Annotated in this window: 9 protein-coding genes; 5 read left to right on the forward strand and 4 right to left on the reverse strand. The window is 67.7% G+C overall.

Features of this window, described 5'->3' with window-relative positions; genetic code table 11:
• The 3 genes from VJ655_RS08160 to VJ655_RS08170 all read left to right on the forward strand — a co-directional run.
• Window positions 1-312 (forward strand): flagellar basal body L-ring protein FlgH (locus VJ655_RS08160; RefSeq protein WP_324110567.1); only part of this gene is annotated, 312 nt, incomplete at its 5' end.
• Window positions 313-425: 113 nt separating this feature from the next.
• Window positions 426-893: a hypothetical protein gene (locus VJ655_RS08165; protein ID WP_324110568.1), complete on the forward strand. Its 468-nt coding sequence runs from the start codon at window positions 426-428 to the stop codon at window positions 891-893.
• A gap of 95 nt (window positions 894-988) precedes the next feature.
• Window positions 989-1,615: a glutathione S-transferase family protein gene (locus tag VJ655_RS08170; protein ID WP_324110569.1), complete on the forward strand. Its 627-nt coding sequence runs from the start codon at window positions 989-991 to the stop codon at window positions 1,613-1,615.
• Window positions 1,616-1,650: 35 nt separating this feature from the next.
• On the opposite strand, the gene dxs is transcribed toward VJ655_RS08170, so the two are convergent.
• From dxs to VJ655_RS08190, 4 genes are all read right to left on the reverse strand, one after another.
• Window positions 1,651-3,573 carry a 1-deoxy-D-xylulose-5-phosphate synthase gene (dxs, locus tag VJ655_RS08175; RefSeq protein WP_324110570.1) on the reverse strand — a complete coding sequence of 641 codons (1,923 nt, stop codon included), beginning with the start codon at window positions 3,571-3,573 and terminating at the stop codon, window positions 1,651-1,653.
• A gap of 17 nt (window positions 3,574-3,590) precedes the next feature.
• Complete coding sequence (locus tag VJ655_RS08180) at window positions 3,591-4,490, reverse strand: farnesyl diphosphate synthase (protein ID WP_324110571.1); 900 nt, start codon at window positions 4,488-4,490, stop codon at window positions 3,591-3,593.
• Window positions 4,491-4,542: 52 nt separating this feature from the next.
• Window positions 4,543-4,800: an exodeoxyribonuclease VII small subunit gene (locus VJ655_RS08185; RefSeq protein ID WP_324110572.1), complete on the reverse strand. Its 258-nt coding sequence runs from the start codon at window positions 4,798-4,800 to the stop codon at window positions 4,543-4,545.
• 96 nt (window positions 4,801-4,896) lie between these two features.
• Complete coding sequence (locus VJ655_RS08190; RefSeq protein WP_324110573.1) at window positions 4,897-5,556, reverse strand: histidine phosphatase family protein; 660 nt, start codon at window positions 5,554-5,556, stop codon at window positions 4,897-4,899.
• Window positions 5,557-5,727: 171 nt separating this feature from the next.
• Between VJ655_RS08190 and VJ655_RS08195 the strand changes: the two genes are divergently transcribed.
• Window positions 5,728-6,243, forward strand: a complete 516-nt coding sequence (locus VJ655_RS08195; RefSeq protein ID WP_324110574.1) for a GNAT family N-acetyltransferase — start codon at window positions 5,728-5,730, stop codon at window positions 6,241-6,243.
• A 188-nt stretch (window positions 6,244-6,431) separates the two neighbouring features.
• The coding region (locus VJ655_RS08200; RefSeq protein ID WP_324110575.1) for a VWA domain-containing protein at window positions 6,432-7,405 on the forward strand (974 nt) is incomplete at its 3' end.

Here is a 7,405-nt window from a genome sequence, read left to right on the forward strand (position 1 = left end):
AGCAGCAACGCCGGCGCGGGCAGCGTCCAGCGCTCGGAAAAGATCAGCCTGACGATCGCCGCCGTGGTCAGCCAGGTGCTGCCGAACGGCAACATGGTCATCCAGGGCACCCAGGAGGTCCGCACCAACGCCGAACTGCGCCAGCTGACCGTGGCCGGCATCGTGCGTCCGGAGGACATCTCCTCGGCCAACACCATCAAGCACACCCAGATCGCCGAGGCCCGCATCAGCTACGGCGGCCGCGGCGACATCAGCCGCGTGCAAAAGACCCCGGCCGGCCAGTCGCTGGTCGAAAAGTTCTCGCCGTTCTAAGCGCGGCGCGATCCTGAGCTTCACGGGCGCGGCGGCCGAGAGGCTTCCGCGCCCGTTCCGTCTTCAGGAGCCATTCAGGCGGGCGCGGCGTTGATCGGGCGAGGAGGACCGCCATGGCGTCCCGCATCATCGCCTTCGCCGCCCTGGGTCTGGCCGCCACGCTCGCGGGCTGCGCGCACGAGAAGGTCGCGCTGGACGGTTATCGCTGGGCCTATCTGGAGGAAGACCAGGACGCGCCTCGGCTCGCCTATGGTCGTCCCAACAGCGACGACGTCGTGCTGATGATCAGCTGCCGACCCGGCCAGGATCAGGTCGACGTCTCGGCCGCCGGCCTGTCGGGTGGCGAACTGGTGCTCGCCTCGGGTCGCGCCGAGAGCCGCTTCAAGGCCGCCAGGGTCGAGGACGCGATGAGCCAGGAAGGCCTGCTGGAGGCGCGCGGGACGACCAGCGCCCCGGCTCTGGACGGATTCCGCAAGTCAGGCGACTTGGCGCTGCTGGCGAAGGGCGAGCGCCACAACCTGTCGGCGGGTTCAGCGGACCGCGGCCACGTGCGGGCGTTCTTCAAGGCCTGCGGGGCCTAGCCTCCCATGCGCCTGGCTTCACGTATGTCTGGCGCGCCAGAGTCATATAAGATCCCCTACCGTCGCCCCTCAGTCACATTCGGAAAGCGCCGCGCATGATCACCGTTTGGGGCGGACAGACCTCGCGATCGATCCGGGTCGTATGGGTGCTGGAGGAGATGGGCCTTCCCTACCGCATACGGCAGGTGGACATGTTGGCCGCCGAGCAGGACCCCGCGTTCCTGGCGATCAACCCCGCCGACTACATCCCGGCGATCCAGAACGGCGACGTCGTCATGGTCGAGTCGATCGCCATCATGGAGTATGTGATGGCCCGCTACGGGCCGACTCCGCTGGCGCCCGCGCCGCACGATCCGACCTTCCCCGCCTACCAGCAATTTCTGCACCTGGGCGAAGCCGGCCTCGCGACCCTGATGATGCCCGTCGTCGTCAGCCGCTTCGTCGCGCCCGAGGCCGAGCGGGAGAATTGGGGCGCGACCTGGTGCCTGAAATCGTTCCAGAAGCGGCTGAAGCTGGTCAGCCAACGGCTTGCCCACTCGCCCTACCTGGCCGGAGAGGCTTTCACGGCCGCCGACATCTCGGTGACCTACGCCCTGAACCTGGGTCAACGGAATTGCGGCGTCACCTTGGGCGACGTCGAACAGGCCTATCTCGCCCGCACCACCGGCCGCGACGCCTACAAGCGCGCCATGGAGCGCTCGCACGAAGGGGTGAACAGCTGATCCCGGTCCTCGGCGATCTCTAGGCTTTGTGGACGCTAGGCCCGCCGCCCCGCGCCCGCCGCGCTGATATTGTCCATGCCCAGCGCCGATAGCGACCCGCGCAGGATCCCCTCGGCGTCCAGGCCCGCCTGGGCGTACATGGCGTCGGGCTTGTCCTGGTCCTGGAAGACGTCGGGCAGGCACAGGGTGCGGATCTTCAGGCCGCGATCGAAGGCGCCGTGCTCGGCCAGGGCCTGCAGCACGAAGGCGCCGAAGCCGCCCATGGCGCCCTCCTCCACCGTGACGATCGCCTCGTGCTCGCGCGCCAGGCGCAGCAGCAGGTCGATGTCGAGGGGCTTGGCGAAGCGAGCGTCGCAGACGGTGGCCGAGAGGCCGCGCGCCGCCAGGAGATCGGCGGCCTTCAGGCTCTCCGACAAGCGCGTGCCGAACGAGACGATGGCGACGCTGGTCCCCTCGCGGACGATGCGGCCCTTGCCGATCTCCAGCGGGTCGACGTTGGCGGGGATGTCCAGGCCCAGGCCCTCGCCCCGCGGATAGCGGAAGGCGCTCGGGCGGTCGTCGATGGCGGCGGCGGTGGCGACCATGCGGGCCAGCTCCACCTCGTCGGCGGCGGCCATCAGCACCATGCCCGGCAGAGCGCCCATGAAGCCGATGTCGAAGCTGCCGGCGTGGGTGGGCCCATCGGCGCCGACCAGTCCGGCGCGGTCCATGGCGAAGCGCACCGGCAGGCCCTGGATGGCCACGTCGTGCACCACCTGGTCGTAGCCGCGTTGCAGGAAGGTCGAATAGATCGCCGTGAACGGCTTCATGCCGTCGGCGGCCAGGCCCGCGGCGAAGGTCACCGCATGCTGCTCGGCGATGCCGACGTCGAAGGTGCGCTCGGGGAAGGCCTTGCCGAACAGGTCCAGGCCCGTGCCCGAGGGCATGGCGGCGGTGATGGCGACGATCTTGTCGTCCTTTTGCGCCTGCTTGATCAGCTCCTGGGCGAAGACCTTGGTGTAGCTGGGCGGGCCGGCGGCCGCCTTCTGCTGCTGGCCGGTGACCACGTCGAACTTGGCCACCGCGTGCAGCTTGTCGTCGGCGCCCTCGGCCGGGGCGTAGCCCTTGCCCTTCTGGGTGACGCAATGGACCAGCACCGGCTTATCGCCGAAGGCCTTGGCGTTCTTGAGCACGCTGACCAGCGCGTCCATGTCGTGGCCGTCGATCGGACCGACATAGTGGAAGCCCAGCTCCTCGAAGAAGGTGCCGCCGGTCACCATGCCGCGGGCGTATTCCTCCGCCTTGCGGGCGGCTTCGCGCATCGGCGTCGGCAGCTTCTCGACGACCGTCTTGCCCAGCTTGCGCACCGAGCGGTAGGCGCCGCCCGAGACGAGGTTGGCCAGATAGGCGCTCATGCCGCCGACCGGCGGGGCGATCGACATGTCGTTGTCGTTGAGGATGACGATCAGGCGCTTGGTGGTGTCGGTCGCCGCGTTCATCGCCTCATAGGCCATGCCCGCGCCCAGCGAGCCGTCGCCGATCACGGCGATGACGCTGTTGTCCTCGCCTTTCGCGTCGCGCGCGGCGCAGAAGCCCAGCGCCGCCGAGATCGAGGTGGCCGCGTGGGCCGCGCCGAATGGGTCGTATTCGCTTTCGGCCCGCTTGGTGAAGCCCGACAGGCCCCCGCCCTGGCGCAGGGTCTTGATGCGGTCGCGGCGGCCCGTGAGGATCTTATGCGGATAGGCCTGGTGGCCGACGTCCCAGATCAGGATGTCCTTGGGCGTCTCGAAGACGTGGTGCAGGGCCACGGTCAGCTCGACCACCCCCAGGCCGGCGCCCAGGTGGCCGCCCGTCACCGACACCGCGTCGATCGTCTCGGCGCGCACTTCCGCCGCCAGCTGTTTGAGCTCCGCGACGGAGAGCCCCCGCGTGTCGGCGGGCGAGGCGATGGTGTCGAGCAGAGGCGTTTTGGATGACATATCGGAAAAAAGCGCGGTCAGTTGCGGCGGTCCAGCACGAAATCAACGCTTTCGCGGAGATGTTCGGCTCGTTCGCCAAAAATTTCGAGATGGGAACGTGTCTGTCCGGCGAGAAGCGTCACGCGCTCCTTGGCCGCATCCAGTCCCAGCAGGGTGACGTAGTTGGCCTTGCCCTTGGCGGCGTCCTTGCCGCCGGCGGCCTTGCCCAGGGTCTCCTCGTCGCCCTCGGCGTCGAGGATGTCGTCGACGATCTGATAGGCCAGGCCCAGGTCCTGGGCGAAGGCCATCAGGGCGGCGCGCTCGACCTCCTTGGCGCGGGCGATGATCAGCGGGATCTCGAACGCGAAGGCGATCAGGGCCCCGGTCTTCAGACGTTGCATTCGGGCCACCGCGCCCAGGTCGTCGCGAACGCCCAGGATGTCGATCATCTGGCCGCCGGCCATGCCCTTGGCGCCGGAGGCGATCGCCAACTTGCGCACCAGCTCCGAGCGGATATGGCCGTCGTCGTGGGTGTCGGGATGGGCCATGATCTCGAAGGCCGCGGTCTGCAGCGCGTCGCCGGCTAGGATGGCGGTGGCCTCGTCGTACTGCTTGTGCACGGTCGGACGGCCGCGACGCACGTCGTCGTCGTCCATCGCCGGCAGGTCGTCATGCACCAGACTATAGGCGTGGATGCACTCCAGCGCGCAGGCCGCGCGCAGCACCGGCCGTTCGGGCAGGTCGAACATCTTGCCGGTCTCGAGGGCGAAGAACGGACGCAGGCGCTTGCCCGGTCCCAGCGCCGCATAGCGCATGGCCTCGGTCAGGCGGCTTTCGGGCCCGTCGGCGCGCGGCAACAATTCATCGAGCGCCACGGTGACGATGTCGGCGGCCTGAACAATCCGCCTGGCCAGGTCGGAGGGAGCGAGATCGTTCAAGGGCGGCTCCCCTCGATCTTCGGCCCCTTGGTCGTTGGGCGAAAACGCCGCATCAGTTGAACTCGGCCGCTTCGGCGGAGACGGCGCCGCCCTGTCCGAGGACGATCTTCTCGACCTTCAGGCGCGCGGCTTCCAGCTTCTTCTCGCAGTGGGCCTTCAGGGCCGCGCCGCGTTCGTAGATGTCGATCGACCGCTCCAGCGGGGCCTGGCCGGACTCCAGCTCGGCCACGATCTTTTCCAGCTCGGCGAGCGCTTGCTCGAAGCTCAGACCCGAAAGGTCCGCGGCGGAAGGGTTCGTAGCGTCGGTCATCTCAACTCTCAGGTGAACGGGCTCCAGCCTAGTGGCCCGCAGGGTCCCCGACAACCGCGTAGAGCCTGGGCGTGCTTAAGGGAAGAGGGTTTGAACTCAGGCGCGGCGGAAGCGCTTGATGCTCCAATAGCCATGTCCCTGGTCGACCAGCTTCGTGAATCCGCGCTGCTTGAGGGCGCGGGCGATCATCCAGTTGAAGAACCCGTGGGCGAGCACCAGGACGTCCTGGCCGGAGTCCGACAGCTCGATCAGAAGGTCGGCCGCCTGGCCGGCGCGGACCTCCGCCGCCTCCCGGGTTTCCTGGCCGCCGTGGTTGTCGAAGAACCACCACCAGAACCGCGCGAAGAAGCCGAGCCGCTTGGGCGACATGCGAATCCAGCGGGGCCAGGGCGGCGGCGGCAGCGGCGCCTCGATGAACGTCGGATCGGTCGCGAACGCCCGGTCGCCCACCACCGCGCGGGCCGTCTCGATCGAGCGCCGGCGAATCGAGGCGATGACGACGTCGGCCTCGCGCGCCAGTTCGACGAGGTTTGGCGGAGGGACCTGTCCGTCCTTCAGCCCGCCTTCCTCGTAGCGTCCCCACCAGATCCCGTATTCCGGTGCGTTGAGCCTGACCTTGCGCGACAAGGCCGGTTCGCCGTGGCGAGCCAGGGTGATGACGCCCGGACGGACGGGCGGGGATATTTGGTCGGCGGTCGTGACGTCGGCCATGTTGAGAAGAAGGCGGTCGGCCAAGCGGTCGTTCCGTCCTCTCATCCCTCCTGAAGAGCGCGTGCATGCGCGGCGGCGGAACGCCCCGGCGCTTGGTGGTCGTAGCCCTCCGCGGGCGATGACACAACCCGAGCCCTGGCGCGAGCCGGCCCAATCGTTTCGCAAGACCCCCGGCGCCGTTGAAGGCCGGGCTCGCGGCGGCTACTCAAGGAGGCCATGACCGACAAGCTCCGCCGCGCCACGATCGAAGACGCCGACACCCTGTCCAGCCTGGGCGCCCGCACCTTCACCGAAACGTTCGCCCACCTCTATCCGCCCGAGGATCTGGAGACCTTCCTGGCCTACGCCTACGGCCTGGAGCGGACACGGAACGACCTGGCCCATCCGGACAAGGCGTCCTGGATCCTGGAGGACGAGGACGGAGAGGCGATCGGCTACGCCTTGGCCGGTCCCTGCGACCTGCCCCACGACGACGTGAAGCCCGGCGACGGCGAGCTGAAGCGCATCTACGTCCTGAAGGCGCGACAAGGCGGCGGCCGGGGCTCGCGCCTGCTGGAGACGGCCCTGGACTGGCTGGAAAAGGACGGCCCCCGCCCGCTGTGGATCGGCGTCTGGTCGGAGAACTTCGGCGCTCAGCGGCTCTACGGCCGGTTGGGGTTCACGAAGGTCGGGGAGTACTTCTTCCCGGTCGGCGAGACCAAGGATCTGGAGTTCATCCTGCGACGGGGTTGAGCCGTTTTCATAATCCTCCCCCTAGCGGGGGAGGTGTCGGCTCGAAGAGACGACGGAGGGGGAAGTGGCAAGCGCTCAAGCACTTCCCCCTCCGGCCCTTCGCGCCACCTCCCCCGCTAGGGGAGGATTGGATTGCGCCGGCCCGCGATCGCCTCCACAATCCGAACACCTGTTCGAAAGCCGCGCCGATGTTCCTTCGTTTCTTCTCCGAGCTCCGCCAGGCCAAGGTGCCGGTCTCGCTGCGCGAGTACCTGCTGCTGATGGAGGCCCTCGACAAGGACGTCATCGACCGCACGGTCGAGGACTTCTACTTCCTGTCGCGCGCCAGCCTGGTGAAGGACGAGAAGAACCTCGACAAGTTCGACCGGGTGTTCGGCCACGTCTTCAAGGGCCTGGAAACCGTCAACGAGGGCCTGACCGCCGACATTCCCGAGGAATGGCTGAAGGCCCTGACCGAGAAGTTCCTGACCGACGAGGAAAAGGCTCAGATCGAGGCCATGGGCGGCTTCGAGAAGCTGATGGAGACCCTGCAGGAGCGGCTGCGCGAGCAGAAGAAGCGCCACGAGGGCGGTAACAAGATGATCGGCTCGGGCGGGACCTCGCCGTTCGGCAATAACGGCTACAATCCCGAAGGCGTGCGGATCGGCCAGGACAAGAGCCGCCATGGCCGGGCGGTGAAGGTCTGGGACAAGCGCGAGTACAAGAACCTCGATGACTCGGTCGAGCTGGGCACCCGCAACATCAAGGTCGCCCTACGCCGGTTGCGCAGGTTCGCCCGCACCGGCGCGGCCGACGAACTGGACCTCAACGGCACCATCAAGGGCACGGCGGAAAAGGGCTATCTGGACATCCAGCTGCGCCCCGAGCGCCGCAACGCCATCAAGGTGCTGATCTTCTTCGACATCGGCGGGTCGATGGACGGCCATATCAAGCTCTGCGAGGAGCTGTTCAGCGCGGCCAAGACCGAGTTCAAGAACCTGGAGTTCTACTACTTCCACAACTGCCTCTACGAGACGGTCTGGAAGGACAACAAGCGCCGCCACACCGAGAAGATCCCGACCTTCGACGTGCTTCACAAGTTCCCGGCCGACTACAAGGTGATCTTCGTCGGCGACGCCACCATGAGCCCCTACGAGATCACCTATCCGGGCGGCAGCGTCGA

Source organism: Caulobacter sp., assembly GCF_035254145.1.
Taxonomy (GTDB): Bacteria; Pseudomonadota; Alphaproteobacteria; order Caulobacterales; family Caulobacteraceae; genus Caulobacter.